The organism is Actinocorallia aurea (genome assembly GCF_054783995.1).
In genome coordinates this window covers 67,665-79,789 of the sequence record NZ_BAAGPQ010000035.1, presented here as the reverse complement: position 1 = coordinate 79,789, position 12,125 = coordinate 67,665, and the positions used below count along the sequence as shown (strand labels likewise).

Here is a 12,125-nt window from a genome sequence, read left to right as displayed (position 1 = left end):
TCCCGCCGTCCTTATCCGGGCGCACCGTCTCGGCGGTCACTCCGCGGCCGCCTTGGCGAGCCTGCGGGTGGCGAGGGAGGCGAGCAGGAAGGCGGCGTCCGGCAGGACGACGTCGTCGAACGCGGCCTGCGGGGAGTGGTTCATGGGCGCGGTCGCGGGGTCGCGGTCGGACGGGCAGGCGCTCAGGCCGAGCATGGCGCCGCCGACCTCGTTGATGACGAAGGAGAAGTCCTCAGACCCGGCGAGCGGCTGGGGCGCCTCGAACGCGCGCGTCCCGCCGAAGAGGTCGACCGCGGTCTCCAGCGCGAAGGCGGCCTCGGAGGCCGTGTTGTTCGTGACCGGGTAGACGAAGTCGTAGTCGATGTCGACCTCGACGCGGTGGGCCTTGGCGATGCCCTGGACCGTCTCGATGACGATGTCGCGCACGTCGTGCCGGGTCTTCTCCGAGAAGGTCCGGGTGGTGCCCTTGAGGTGGGCGGTCTCGGGGATGACGTTGCGGGCGCTGCCCGCGTGCGCGGAGCCGACGGTGACGACGGCGGGGTCCAGCACGTTGATCGCGCGGGCCACCCGGGTCTGCAGCGCGATGATCATCTCGGCCATGGCAGGGATGGGGTCGCGGGTGGCGTGCGGGGAGGAGCCGTGCCCGCCCGCGCCGCGGATCGTCACGTCGAAGGAGTCGCTGGCGGCCAGGAGCGTGCCCGGCCGCGTGCCGATGATGCCGGCGGGCATCATGGTGGAGAACACGTGGAGGGCGTAGGCGGCGACGGGCCGTGCTCCCGCGGCGTCCAGGACACCCTCCTCGATCATGATCGGCGCTCCGCCGCAGCCCTCCTCGCCCGGCTGGAACATGAGGACGACGTCCCCGGCGAGGTCCTCGCGGTGGTCGGCGAGCAGTCGGGCCGCGCCGACCAGGCCCGCGACGTGCAGGTCGTGGCCGCAGGCGTGCATGGCGCCGGCGACCTGCGAAGAGTAGTCGACGCCTGTGTCCTCCTGGACCGGCAGCGCGTCCATGTCGGCCCGCAGCAGCACGGCGGGACCGGGCCTCCCGCCGCGCAGGACCGCGGTGACGGAGCTGAGGCGCTCACCCGTGCCGATCTCCAGGGGGAGGCCGTCGAGCGCGGTGAGGATCCGCTCCTGGGTGCGGGGCAGGTCGAGCCCGATCTCGGGCCTGCGGTGCAGGTCCCGGCGCAGGCGCCGCAGCTCGGGGGCCAGGCCGGTCGCGTCATCATGGGTGAACATGCCGCGTATCCTGGCGAAATGTTGCCCCGTTGCCGGAAAAACGCTGGGAATCGCCGGTGACACGCGATCCACTCCAGGAATCCGCCACCCTCGACGAACTCGACTTCCTCCTCGTCGGCGCCCTCCAGCGCGACCCGCGCGCGGACTGGGTGACGATCGGGGCGGCCCTGGACGTCGACGCCTCGACCGCGGCCCGCCGCTGGTCCCGCCTCACCCGCGAGGGCCTGGCCTGGCTCGCCTGCTACCCGACGTCCCTGCCCGGCGCGCAGCCCCTCGTCGCCATGATCGAGATCGACTGCGTGCGCGGGCGGATGCACGAGGTGGCGGCCGAGCTGGCCGAGGACCCGCATCTGTTCACCATCGAGCACGTCACCGGCGGGCGCGATCTCATGCTCACCGCGATCTTCGGCAGCCAGGCGCAGCTCACCCGCTACATCGGCTTCCGGCTCGGCGGGATGCCCGGCGTCGGGGCGACCCGCACCCAGCTCGCCACCACCCTGCACGCCGAGGGCAGCCGCTGGCGCCTCGACCGGCACGGGCAGGGCCCCGGGGCGATCCCGGGAAGGGGCACGCTGACCGCCGACGATCTCGACCTCATCAAGGCGCTCGACGAGGACGTCAGGCAGAGCGCGGCGGCGCTGTCGGCAAGGACCGGGCTCAGCCAGACGACGGTGCGGCGCAGGCTCGCCCGGCTGGAGCGGGAGAAGTCGATCGCCTACCGGTGCGAGGTCGCGCACTCCCGCTCGGGCTGGCCGGTGAGCGTCAGCTTCTGGGGCAGGGTCCCGGCGCGCAAGGTCGGCGAGGTCACGGCGCGGATCGCGGGCCTGCGCGAGACGCGCCTGTGCGCGTCGCTGTCGGGCGCGCACAACCTCCTGTTCACGGCGTGGCTGCGGTCGATCGACGACATCCCGGCGTTCGAGGCCTCGCTCGCCGAGCACAGCCCGGACCTCGTCGTCACCGACCGCGCGATCGCCCTCTGGAAGCTCAAGTTCGCGGGCCGCCTCCTCGACCCGCAGGGCCGCCTCCTCAGGTCCGTCCCTCTCGCAGGATGGACCGGCGGCGCAGCCGCCGCGGCCGAGGAGGACCTGCTGAGACTCCTGGCCGAGGGCCCGGACGCATGACGGCGGCCGCCGCGGGGGCGCTCCCCGGCGGCGGCCGCGTGCGACCTGCCCCGGTCAGGCGGTGAAGGAGCCGTAGAGCTGCGGCGCCCGGGTGGCCAGCGGGTCCAGGTGGTAGCCCATCATCTTGTCGTTGGACTCGCGCAGGTCGAGGTCCATGACGAGCTGCTCCTCGAAGCCCGGACGGGTCCAGTACCCGCTCGGGTACCGCATGATCGCGATCGGCTGGCCCGGCACGAAGTCGTCGGCCCGCACGATCTGGCTGCCGAGGCCCGCCGGGGCGTCCAGCCGCGTCACCGACACCAGGTGGACGCGGTTCTCCTCGGTCCGCTCGGTCGCCGCGACGTGCATCGCCTCCGGCGTCGTCCAGGACGTCGGGTGGACGATCAGCTCGGCGCCGTTCACCGCGAGGACACGGGACACCTCCGGCACCCACACCTCCTCGCCGACCATGAAGCCGATCCGGCCGATCGGCGTGTCGGCGACGGCCAGGGACCCGCCCGGCGTCGCCCACGCGCGGTCGGCGTCGGTGAGGTGGGTCTTGCGGTAGGCGTGGGCGACGGCGCCCGCGTCGTCCAGGAGGTAGACGGTCGAGTAGTACCGGTCGCCCTCGGCTTCCACGAGGCTGGCCGCGACCCAGATCTTGTGCTCGGCGGCGGCCGCCGCGAGCCGCTGGAGCACGTCGCGGGACAGGCCCGCGGCCTTGGCCGGGTCGGCCGCCGCCTCGTCCGGCGCCAGGCAGAACAGCTCGGGCAGCACGCCGAGGCGGGCCCCCTGGCGGGCCGCGTGGGAGATCTGGCCGAGGGCGCGCCGGACCGTCCACTCGGTGTTGCGGAAGTAGCTGACCTGCATGAGCGCCACCGGCAGGGGCCGGGGCGGCATGTCCGCGGGCGCGGGTCCGTACATGGCCGCCGCGGGCACGTCGGCCAGGGGCTGGGTGAGGACCCCGTACAGGTCGGGCCGCCGCCAGGCGAACACGTCGCCGACACCCGGCATCACCTTGTCGTCGGCCATCTCCACGTCGATGTCGGCGACGATCAGGCCGGGCTCCTCCTCGCCCGCGTCGGCCAGCCGGGAGCCGTCCGGCGCGATGATCTGGGAGCCGCCCATCCACGGCCACTCGTGCTCCGGCCCGCCGACGGTGTTGGCCGCGATGTGCCACACCCGGTTCTCCAGCGCGCGCAGCGGCACGTGCACCCGGTACTCGTCGGGGCCGCGCGAGTTGAGGGAGTTGCAGAGGATCTGCGCGCCGAGCAGGCCGAGCGCCCGCGGGGTGTCGGGCACGATGCCGTCGGCGCACAGCAGCAGGCCGAGCCTGCCGATCTCGGTGTCGTACACCTCGTACGGGTGGTCGCCCGGCGTGAACAGCGTGTACTCGTAGTCCCAGAGCACGTGCTTGTGGTGGACGCCGACGAGTGCGCCGTCGGGCCCGGCCAGCACCGAGCCGATGTGCACCACCGGAGACGCCTCGCCGCGCAGGTCCACGCCCGCCGCGATGTAGATCCCCAGTTCGGCGGCCAGGGCCCGCAGGCCCGTGACGAAGGGGCCGTCGAGGGCCTCGGAGCGCTCGAAGCACTCCTCGCGCGAGGCGAAGTCGCGCACCCGGTTGCTGTTCTCGGGCAGCACGATGAGCCGTGCGCCCTTCGCCGCGGCCTCGCGCGCGTACCCGGCGCACAGCGCCAGGTTGGCCACCGGGTCGGTGCCGGAGAAGAACTGGGCCGCCGCGACCCGAACCACTGCCATCTGTCGTTCCTTATCCTCGTGCGTTCGTTTTCTACAGTTCCGACAGCAGGCGGCCCGCACCCGGGATGGGGTCGGTGATGCCGCTGCTGCGGTAGGCGTGCCACAGGGTCGCGGCGTTGATCGGGACGACCGGCTTGCCGATCTCCTCCTCCAGCGCGGCGGCCACCCCGATGACCGGCAGGTTCGTCCCGGCCTGGACGAGGACGTCCACATCCGGTCCGTCGACCTTCGCGAACGCGTCCCGGATCTCCTGCGGGGTGACGTCGGCGATCGAGGTCGCGGACCCGCACTTCAGGCCGTGCACGGCCGCCACGTCGTAGCCCAGCTCGGTGAAGTAGGCGCGCACCTGCTCGTCGGCGACGGGCTGGTAGGGGGTGATGACGCCGATGCGTCTGGCCCCGAACGCCTGGAGCGCGTTGTGGGTCGCGGTCGCCCCGGTGTAGACCTCCAGGCCGCCCGACAGCTCGCGGATCAGCGCTTCGAAGCGGGCGTTGCCCTCGGCGCCGCCCCAGAACGTCTCGGCGCTCATGCCCATGATGAGGGAATCGGGCTTGCAGGTGAGGACGGAGGCGACGGCGTTGCCGATCTCCAGGCGCAGGTCCTCCAGGAACGCCTCCATGGTCTCGTCGGAGTCCAGGACGGGGTTGCGGATGAGGATGCGGCCCGCGTGGAAGGACACGCCGGGCGCGCGGAAGCGGTAGTACTCGTCTTCCACCGCGGTGTTGGTGGAGGGGATGATGACGCCGAAGGCGGCGCGCGGGGCGAGCACGGTGGTCAAGGCGGTGTCCTTCTCTACTTGTCGGCGGAAGAGGTGCCTGCGGGCGCGGCCTTCCAGCGGTCCTCGGCGGAGGACAGCGCGGGCAGGCCGAGCACCGTGGTGAAGTCGTCCCAGCTCATCGGCGGCTCGGGGGCCGCGCCGGTGGCGAGGATGGAGCGGTAGGCGTCGCGCATCGCCGCGGCGCCCGCGAGGGCCGCGGCGACGGGGAAGATGGCGATCCGGCAGCCGGCCCGCCCGAGGTCGGCCAGCGGCTCGGGGGTCCGCCCGGCGGCGGAGAAGTTGACCAGGACGGGCAGTCCGCCGGACGCGTCGCGTGCCTCGGCGACGGTGGCCGCGTCGATCGCGCCCTCGACGAAGACGGCGTCGGCGCCCGCCTCGGCGAACGCGGCGATCCGGCGCATGGCCTCCTCCCGGCCCGCGGCGCGCAGCGCGTCGGTCCGGGCGATGAGCACGAGCCGCTCGCGGGTCTCGGCGGCGGCGCGCAGCCGTCCGACGGCCTCCTCCAGCGGGGCGAGGCGGGTGCCCTCCATGTGGCCGCAGCGCTTGGGCATCACCTGGTCTTCGAGGTGCAGCGCGGCCGCGCCCGCCCGCTCGTACCGGCGGACGGTCGCGGCGACCTGGAGAGGGTCGCCGTAGCCGGTGTCGGCGTCGGCGATGATCGGCAGGTCGGTGCCGGAGGTGACGCGGCCGAGCGCCTCCAGCATGTCCGAGGCGCCGACGTAGCCCAGGTCGGGCAGGCCGAGGGTGACGGCGCTGACCAGGGCGCCCGAGAGATGGATCGCCTCGAATCCGGCCTCGGTCGCGAGCCTGGCCGAGAGCGCGTCGTGCGCGCCCGCGGCCAGCAGGGGCGCGCCCGCGCGGATGCGGGCGCGCAGGCGGTCGGCAGGATAGCTGTTCTGGGGGGTCACACGGCTTCCTTCCATAGGTCCAGCACCGCGCGGGTGTCGTGGACGTCGGCGTACTTCGCGGACAGATCGAAGAGCGCGGCCGCGTGGGGCCGCGGATCGCGATCGGCGACGGCGTCGGAGACGACGACGGGCCGGAAGCCGTGGCAGAGCGCGTCGAGCGCGGTGGCCCGGACGCAGCCGCTGGTGGACGTGCCGGTGATCACCGCGGTGTCGACGCCGAGCGCCGTCAGCGTGGAGGCCAGGGACGTGCCGAAGAAGGCCGAGGGGTACTGCTTGGTGACGACGAGGTCGCCGGGCCGGGGCGTGAGCGCGGGGGGCGGCTGGCCCCAGGGCGAGCCCCGGTCGAACAGCCGCAGCGCGGGCACCTTGCGGTAGAACAGGCCGCCGTCGAGCCCACCGTTCAGGTACTCCACGTAGGTGAAGACGACGGGGTGGCCGAGCCGCCGGGCGTCGTCGGCCAGTTCCGCCGTGCGCTCGGCCGCGGACTCCGCGCCCGCGTACAGCGGGGAGGCGGGGTCCAGGTAGGCGCGCACGAGGTCGACGACGATGAGGGCGGGCCGCCGGCCGAAGCCGACGCTCCCGCCGAACCCGGCCGAGCGGTAGTCGTCGGCGAGGGAGCCGCCGGACGCCGTGTCGCCGGACGCCGTGTCTCCGGGCGCGCCGCCCTGGGGCAGGTCAGACATCGAACTGGATCACTGAGCGGCTCGCGAGGATGGGGGCCAGGTGCTCGGAGATGAGCGCGCGGTGGGCCGGGTGGTCCTGGTAGGTCCGCCAGTCGTCGGCGCCGTCGAAGTCGAGGACCGCCGCGAAGTCGTGGGCGCCGTCGGTGAGTCCGAGGTCCGCGCCGCAGGAGAAGGCGCGGATCTGGGTGACATGCCGAGGCAGCTCATGGAAAGCTGCCTCCGCGGCCTGCTTCTGCGCGGCCGTGGCCGTCGCCTTCCACGCGAGCATGACAATGTGTCGCACCATGTGGTTGTCCCTCCGGATCGTTCGGGGCCGGAGAGTGCTGGTTTCTCGTAGTGTGAGAGACTTATTTCTACGATGTGGGACACCGTAGATCCCGGCGAGGCCGGCGGTCAAGGGGACGCGAGGAGGGATCGGTTGGACAAGACCGCGCCGGAGGCCCCTGGCCTGGACAAGGCGTACCGTCGCAGCGGGGCCGAGAGCTCCCGCAAGGTGCTGCACCTGCTGCTCGCCTTCACCGAGCGCCGGCACACGCGGACGGCCGCCGAACTGGCCGGCGAACTGGGCATGCCGCTCAGCTCGGTGTACCGGTACCTGTCGGTGCTGCGCGAGGAGGGCATGGTCGAGGAGGCGAGGCCCGGCGAGTACCGGCTGAGCCTTCTGCACGTCGGGCTGGCCGCCGCCGCGCGCGCGGCGGGCGACTCCCTGGAGAAGGTCGCGCGGCCGGTGCTGTCGTCGGTCGCCGAGCACGGCGGGGAGACGACCCTTCTCATCAAGCGCGTCGGCTGGAACGCCACCTGCGTGGACCGCGCGGAGTCGCCCCATCCCGTCCGGCTGCAGTTCGAGCCGGGGCAGCCGATGATCCTGCACAAGGGCTCGGCGTCGCGCGTCCTGCTCGCGTCCATGCCACCGGACGACCGGCGCCGCTACCTCGCGACCGTGCAGGACCTCACCGGCGCGCAGCGCGAGCAGATCGAGGCGGACGTGGACACCGTCGCCCGCCTCGGCTGGGTGGAGAGCTTCGGCGAGGTGGACGAGGGCATCTGGGGCGCGTCGGCCGTCATCCGCGACCGCGGCGACGTCGTCGCGGCGCTGGGCGTCGCCGGTCCGCTCTACCGCCTCCAGCACGCCGACCGCGCCCGCATCATCGATCTCGTCGTGTCCGGCTCCGAGGAGATCTCCCGCGTCCTTGAGGGCCGTTCCTAAAACCTGAGAACCCCTTCCCAGCAAGCCCCGGTGCCCGCGCGCCGGGGCTTTGTGCTGGTTTGACCTGGGACGTTCTATGTAACCGGTTGGTTAACTCCTGTCGCCGAACCATTGACTTACTCCTCTATGCCTCGTTAGCTTTCCCGCATAGCGAGTGCATGGTTACCGCAGTGTGAGAGCTGTTAGTGATGGAGGAACCCGTGCTTCTCGGCTTCAACGACTCGCGGCCCCCGGAGGAATCCGATGTGGTCGTCGTGGGCCTCGGGCCCGTGGGCGCCACCGCAGCGCTCACCCTGGGCCTGCGCGGGCTGAGGGTAACGGTCCTGGAATCCGGCCCGGTGGCCGCGGGCACCCCCGAGGAGTCCCGCGCCTCGACGTTCCACCCGCCGACGCTGGAGCTCCTGGACGACCTCGGCGTCTCCGACGCGCTGCACGAGGTCGGGCTGGTCTCCGACACCTACCAGTACCGCGACCGCGAGGACGGCGTGATCGCGCATTTCGACCTCGCGCGCATCGCCGGGGACACCCGGTTCCCGTACCGGCTGCAGAGCGAGCAGCAGAACCTGGTCCGCATCATCGCCGACCGGCTCGCCGAACTACCGAACGTGCGCGTGTTCGAGAACGCGCACGTGCGCTCGGCCCGCGACGAAGGCGACTCGGCGGTCGTGGCCGTCGCGGCGTCCGACGCCGACGACGCCGAGGTGACCGAGTGCCGGGGTCGCTGGGTCATCGCCGCCGACGGCGCGCACAGCGCCGTCCGGCGCTCGCTCGGCCTGGCCTTCGAGGGCATGACCTACCCCGAGCAGTTCCTCGTGGCGTCCACCACTACGGACTTCGCCGAGCTCATCCCGGGCATCGCGTCGGTCAACTACATCTCCGACCCGCGCGAGTGGCTGGTGCTGCTGCGCACGCCGCTGCACTGGCGGGTGCTGTTCCCGATCTCGCCGGGCGAGGACGACGCCGCCGCGGCGCTCGACCCCGAGGGCGTGCAGGCGAGGCTCCAGGCGATCGTCCCGAACCCCGACGGCTACGACGTGGTCCACACCCGCATCTACCGGGTGCACCAGCGGGTGGCCGAGGCGCTGCGGGTGGGGCGGGTGCTGCTGGCCGGCGACGCCGCGCACATCAACAACCCGCTCGGCGGCATGGGCATGAACAGCGGCATCCACGACGCCGCTGCCGCCGCCGCGGCGATCCTCGCGGCGGAGTCCGGCGACTTCTCGCTCGTCGACGACTACGGGCCCGCCCGCAAGTCGGTCGCGCACGACTACGTCCGGGTCGTCACCCATGAGAACTGGGAGATGCTCGGCGAGGAGGATCCCGAGGAGCGCCGCCGCCAGAACGCGCACATGGCGCGGACCGCGGCCGACCCCGAGCTGGCCCGCGCGCACCTGCTGCGCTCCTCGATGCTCTCCTCCCGGGTCGAGCGCCCGGGCCGTGTCCTCACCTGACGGTTCCTTTTCCCCGCTTTCTGAGATCCCCCCACGGTTTCTCTTCGCCCTGAGATTTTCTGACCGCTCAAATAACCACGTTTGATCATGAAGGAGGATGTCGTGGACGTCCCCGTGAACCAAAGGTCCCGCGCGGGCCTGGAGTTCCTCGGCGCGCTCCAGGGCTACACCGGCGGAGTGCTCCAGCAGGCCGCCGCGGCCCGCTACGGCGAACTCGTCGCCGACCCGCCGCTGGACCTGGCCGCCCGCCGCGCCTCGGTGAAGGCCGCGCTCGGCGACCACGGGCCCTGGCTGTTCGACCGGCTCTACACCCGGTACGTCGCCGAGGAGATCTACGTCCGGGCGATCCCGGCCGCCGAGCAGGCGCGCCCCGAGATCGAGGAGTGGCTGGACGTCCCCGCGGACGCCCCCGGCTCGCTCGCCCTGGACGAGCAGGTCGCCACCCCGGACTACTTCACCACCGGGTTCCACCTGACGACCGGCGGCTGGGACGGCCACGACCTGATGGGCGTGGTCATCCACGACCTCGGGTACCGGTACGTCCTCATGCCCGGCGGCGTCGGCGCGGCCCGCGCCGGGGAGAGCCTCACCGACCACCGCACCCAGGTGGCCCGCGAGGCGCCCCGCCGCGACTACCGGCACATCGTCGAGCTGGGCTGCGGCAACGGCCGCTTCGCGCAGGTGCTCAGCAACGAGTTCCCGCAGAGCCGCCTCACCGGCGTGGAGCTGTCGGCCACCCAGTTGAAGTACGCCCGCGCCCGCGCGGTCCACGAGGGCCACGACTGGACGCTCGTGCAGGCGCCCGCCGAGGCCACCGGCCTGCCGGACGCGTCGGCGGACCTGATCGCCGCCTTCACCCTGTTCCACGAGACGCCCCCGAAGGCGACCGCGGCGGTCATCGCCGAGGCGTTCCGGGTGCTGGAGCCGGGCGGCGACCTCGTCATCGGCGACATCGCGCCGGCCGAGCGCAACGGCGCCTTCCGCGCGGTCGTCCTGGACTGGGAGACCGAGCACCGCGGCGAGCCGTTCATGCGCTCCTACCTGCAGCTCGACCTGCCCGCCCTGCTGAAGGAAGCCGGATTCACCGACGTCCAGGCGTACGGCCTCGGCAAGGGCGACTACCCGTGGATCGTTCGCGGACACAAGGAGGCCTGATGAGCGACACCACCCCCCGGTATCTGGAGAGCGACCGGCTGGACGACCTCGCCCGCATGATCGCGGAGCTGACGTCGGAGGTGTGGATCCTCAAGGACCGCACCCTGGTGCTGGAGCACCTGCTGGAGCAGCGCGGCGTCCTCGACGCCGCCGCGGTCGACGGTCTCGCGCCGTCGGCCGACCTCGTGGCGAAGCTGCGCGCCGAGCGCGAAGCCCTCGTCAGCCGAGTCTTCGGGGCGGTCCTCGACCCCGACACCAGAGTCACGGCCGCGGTCGCGGCCGCCAAGAAGCAGGAGCGTTAAGTGGCGGAGAAGTTCCTTTCTGGCATGACGGTCGGCCGTCGCGGATTCCTCGCCCTCGGCGGCGCGGTCGCCGGCGGCGCGGCGCTCACCGCGTGCGGCGGCCCCGGCGGCGGCTCGTCCGAGGACGGGTCCGGCGGCGGCCCCCTCACCATCGGCACCGTGATCGTGGACGACACGCTCAACCCGATGCAGGAGCAGTACACCACCTTCCAGTTCAACTCCTTCGACACGCTGGTCCGCCAGCTGCGCGGCGACGCCGAGGCGATCCCGCGCCTCGCCGAGTCCTGGACCCGCGAGGGCGACACCGTCTGGAAGTTCAAGCTCCGCCAGGGCGTCACCTTCCACGACGGCTCCCCGGTGACCGCCGACGACATCGTCTTCAGCTTCACCGAGCTCGCCGCGCAGCAGTACGCCAACGCCGCGCACGTCGCGACCATCAAGAAGGTCTCCAAGGTCGACGAGACCACCCTGCAGATCGAGACGCTCGCGCCCGACCCGCTGCTGCTCGCCCGGCTCGGCCAGGTCTTCGTGGTGCCAGAGGCGCACTGGAAGAAGGTCGGCGCCGACGGCTTCACCGCGAACCCGATCGGCTCGGGCCCCTTCAAGATCGACTCCTTCCAGGTCGACACCGGCATCGAGTTCAGCGCCTACGACGGCTTCTACGGCGCCAAGCCGAAGTCCGCCAAGATCACGCTGCGCTACTTCACCGACCCGGGCGCGCTCGCCTCCGCGCTGGAGGCCGGCGAGATCGACGCCGCGCAGAACCTGGGCGCCGAGAGCATCAAGGCCCTGGCCGGCCGCGACGACCTCACCGTCAAGGCCGACTTCAGCGCCAACCAGAACATGCTCCAGTTCAACACCACCAAGGCCCCGTTCGACGACATCCGGGTGCGCCGCGCCGCGGTCATGGCGATCGACGCGCCCGCCCTGAACAACGCCATCAACTTCGGCGCCGGCACGCTGGAGGACGGCCAGGTCGCCGCCGAGGGCGTCTTCGGCTACGACAAGTCCCTGAAGCGCACCCCCTACGACCTCGAAGGGGCCAAGAAGCTCCTCAAGGAGGCCGGGGCCGAGGGCGCCGAGATCGAGATCTTCGGCATGAACCTCTACAAGAAGCTGTACGAGGCGGTCGGCGCGCAGCTCCAGGAGGCGGGCTTCAAGCCGAAGATCTCCGCGGTCGAGGTGCCCGTCTGGGTCCAGACGTTCCGCAACGGCTCCGACGCCGACGTCTTCTACCGCGGCGCGTCCTACACCGGCATCTTCGACGCCGACCGCATGTACGGGCACTTCTCGTCGTCCAAGAAGCCGTTCGTCAAGGACCCGAAGTGGGACGGCCTGCTGGCGGCCGAGCGCACCGAGATGGACCCGGCCAAGCGCGAGGAGAAGCTGCACGCCTGCGCCGCCTACCTCAACGAGCAGGCTTACGTCCTGCACACCTACGCGGCGCCGACCGTCGGCGGCTTCCGCAAGGGCGTCTCCGGCTTCGACAACACCAACGGGCTCATGCTCCTGCTCGACAGCGTCACCAAGGAGGTCTGACC

12 protein-coding genes are annotated in these 12,125 nt (G+C 72.2%); 6 read left to right on the top strand and 6 right to left on the bottom strand.

What is annotated here, in order from left to right; translation table 11 throughout:
* Nucleotides 1–36 precede the first annotated feature (36 nt).
* A complete protein-coding gene (locus tag ACYVOM_RS37065) occupies nt 37–1,239 on the bottom strand; it encodes a M20 metallopeptidase family protein (RefSeq protein ID WP_460308282.1) in 1,203 nt (400 codons plus the stop codon).
* 56 nt (nt 1,240–1,295) lie between these two features.
* Here ACYVOM_RS37065 and ACYVOM_RS37060 point away from each other — a divergent pair, with 56 nt between their 5' ends.
* Entirely contained in the window at nt 1,296–2,360 is a 1,065-nt protein-coding gene (locus ACYVOM_RS37060; protein ID WP_460308281.1) for an Lrp/AsnC family transcriptional regulator, read from the top strand.
* A 54-nt stretch (nt 2,361–2,414) separates the two neighbouring features.
* Here ACYVOM_RS37060 and ACYVOM_RS37055 read toward each other — a convergent pair whose 3' ends face one another.
* From ACYVOM_RS37055 to ACYVOM_RS37035, 5 genes are read right to left on the bottom strand one after another with little or no spacing between them, the layout of a single operon-like run.
* Nucleotides 2,415–4,100, bottom strand: a complete 1,686-nt coding sequence (locus tag ACYVOM_RS37055) for a nitrilase-related carbon-nitrogen hydrolase (RefSeq protein ID WP_460308280.1) — start codon at nt 4,098–4,100, stop codon at nt 2,415–2,417.
* Between the two features lie 31 nt (nt 4,101–4,131).
* Nucleotides 4,132–4,869 (bottom strand): maleate cis-trans isomerase family protein, encoded by a 738-nt coding sequence (locus ACYVOM_RS37050; protein WP_460308380.1) that lies wholly within the window; start codon nt 4,867–4,869, stop codon nt 4,132–4,134.
* A 23-nt stretch (nt 4,870–4,892) separates the two neighbouring features.
* Nucleotides 4,893–5,786: an isocitrate lyase/PEP mutase family protein gene (locus ACYVOM_RS37045; RefSeq protein ID WP_460308279.1), complete on the bottom strand. Its 894-nt coding sequence runs from the start codon at nt 5,784–5,786 to the stop codon at nt 4,893–4,895.
* On the bottom strand, nt 5,783–6,469 hold the full coding sequence (locus ACYVOM_RS37040) for an isochorismatase family protein (RefSeq protein ID WP_460308278.1): 687 nt from the start codon (nt 6,467–6,469) through the stop codon (nt 5,783–5,785). The genes ACYVOM_RS37045 and ACYVOM_RS37040 overlap by 4 nt, the downstream gene beginning before the upstream one ends.
* Nucleotides 6,462–6,755: a Dabb family protein gene (locus ACYVOM_RS37035; RefSeq protein ID WP_460308277.1), complete on the bottom strand. Its 294-nt coding sequence runs from the start codon at nt 6,753–6,755 to the stop codon at nt 6,462–6,464. Before ACYVOM_RS37035 ends, ACYVOM_RS37040 begins: the two co-directional genes overlap by 8 nt.
* A gap of 132 nt (nt 6,756–6,887) precedes the next feature.
* Here ACYVOM_RS37035 and ACYVOM_RS37030 point away from each other — a divergent pair, with 132 nt between their 5' ends.
* From ACYVOM_RS37030 to ACYVOM_RS37010, 5 genes are all read left to right on the top strand, one after another.
* Nucleotides 6,888–7,676: an IclR family transcriptional regulator gene (locus ACYVOM_RS37030; protein ID WP_460308276.1), complete on the top strand. Its 789-nt coding sequence runs from the start codon at nt 6,888–6,890 to the stop codon at nt 7,674–7,676.
* Nucleotides 7,677–7,864: 188 nt separating this feature from the next.
* Nucleotides 7,865–9,127, top strand: coding sequence for an FAD-dependent oxidoreductase (locus tag ACYVOM_RS37025; protein ID WP_460308275.1), 1,263 nt, complete (start codon nt 7,865–7,867; stop codon nt 9,125–9,127).
* Nucleotides 9,128–9,229: 102 nt separating this feature from the next.
* The gene (locus ACYVOM_RS37020; RefSeq protein WP_460308274.1) at nt 9,230–10,282 is read left to right on the top strand and encodes a class I SAM-dependent methyltransferase; all 1,053 of its coding nucleotides are present in this window, start codon (nt 9,230–9,232) and stop codon (nt 10,280–10,282) included.
* The gene (locus ACYVOM_RS37015; RefSeq protein ID WP_460308273.1) at nt 10,282–10,584 is read left to right on the top strand and encodes a hypothetical protein; all 303 of its coding nucleotides are present in this window, start codon (nt 10,282–10,284) and stop codon (nt 10,582–10,584) included. The genes ACYVOM_RS37020 and ACYVOM_RS37015 overlap by 1 nt, the downstream gene beginning before the upstream one ends.
* On the top strand, nt 10,585–12,123 hold the full coding sequence (locus ACYVOM_RS37010; protein ID WP_460308272.1) for an ABC transporter substrate-binding protein: 1,539 nt from the start codon (nt 10,585–10,587) through the stop codon (nt 12,121–12,123).
* The last annotated feature ends 2 nt before the right edge of the window (nt 12,124–12,125 follow it).

What these genes read in the sequence shown, in the direction of transcription:
- ACYVOM_RS37065 (WP_460308282.1), bottom strand. Translation starts at nt 1,239, where the DNA reads ATGTTCACCCATGATGACGCGACCGGCCTGGCCCCCGAGCTGCGGCGC.
- ACYVOM_RS37055 (WP_460308280.1), bottom strand. Translation starts at nt 4,100, where the DNA reads ATGGCAGTGGTTCGGGTCGCGGCGGCCCAGTTCTTCTCCGGCACCGAC.
- ACYVOM_RS37040 (WP_460308278.1), bottom strand. Translation starts at nt 6,469, where the DNA reads ATGTCTGACCTGCCCCAGGGCGGCGCGCCCGGAGACACGGCGTCCGGC.
- ACYVOM_RS37035 (WP_460308277.1), bottom strand. Translation starts at nt 6,755, where the DNA reads ATGGTGCGACACATTGTCATGCTCGCGTGGAAGGCGACGGCCACGGCC.
- ACYVOM_RS37025 (WP_460308275.1), top strand. Translation starts at nt 7,865, where the DNA reads ATGGAGGAACCCGTGCTTCTCGGCTTCAACGACTCGCGGCCCCCGGAG.
- ACYVOM_RS37015 (WP_460308273.1), top strand. Translation starts at nt 10,282, where the DNA reads ATGAGCGACACCACCCCCCGGTATCTGGAGAGCGACCGGCTGGACGAC.